This is a genomic window from Marinimicrobium sp. UBA4509 (genome assembly GCF_002388575.1).
Classification (GTDB): Bacteria; Pseudomonadota; Gammaproteobacteria; order Pseudomonadales; family Cellvibrionaceae; genus Marinimicrobium; species Marinimicrobium koreense.
The window spans coordinates 16671-17509 of sequence record NZ_DGMV01000084.1; the positions used below are offsets into that span (position 1 = coordinate 16671).

Below are 839 nucleotides of genomic sequence, written 5' to 3' on the forward strand. Positions count from 1 at the left end.
CCCATGGGCCTGGCCGCCGCCAGTCACCCGGCCGGCGGGTATCAGCCCCCCGGTGCGCCCGCCCCGGGCGCGGTCGCGGAGCAGATGCGCCAGTACGGCAGCCTGCATCAGCCGTTTAATGGCGGTGCCGGCTACCAGGGCCAGTACGGTGGGGCAGCGGCTCCGTCGGCGCCTACACCGATGCCGGAGTCTGAGGATGGCGAGGTGCCGCCGCTGGGTTATGCCATTGCCCAGCTCAAGGGCATTTATATTCTGGCGGAGAACGCCCAGGGGCTGATCATCGTCGATATGCACGCGGCCCATGAACGCATCACGTACGAGCGGATGAAGTCCGCGTTTGGCCAAGGTGGCCTGCAGACCCAGCCGCTGCTGGTGCCGGAGAGCATTGCGGTGAGCCAGAAGGAGGCGGACTGTGCCGAGGAGCACGCCGATACCTTCACTCAGTTGGGCTTTGAGTTACAGCGCGCCGGCCCGGAGACGCTTCTGGTTCGCCAGGTGCCGGCACTGCTCAACCGCGCCCCGGTGGCGCAGTTGGTGCGGGATGTGCTCTCGGATCTGATCGAGTACGGCAGCAGTGAGCGGATTCAGCAGCGGATCAACGAGCTGCTCTCGACCATGGCCTGTCACGGTTCGGTGCGCGCCAACCGCCGCCTGACCGTTCCGGAGATGAATGCCCTGTTGCGGGATATGGAGGCCACCGAGCGCAGCGGCCAGTGCAACCACGGCCGCCCCACTTGGGCGCTGCAGTCCCTGGACGAACTCGACAAGCTCTTTATGCGTGGGCAGTAGAGCGCTTGGGTGGATTTAGTATTGTCCGGTCAGGGGTGGGGTATGGCATT

At 65.8% G+C, this 839-nt stretch carries 1 pseudogene; it reads left to right on the top strand.

Going from position 1 to position 839, the window contains the following annotated elements:
• Positions 1-789, top strand: a pseudogene (gene mutL, locus B3520_RS15625) (DNA mismatch repair protein MutL); the annotation flags it as partial.
• Between the last annotated feature and the right edge of the window lie 50 nt (positions 790-839).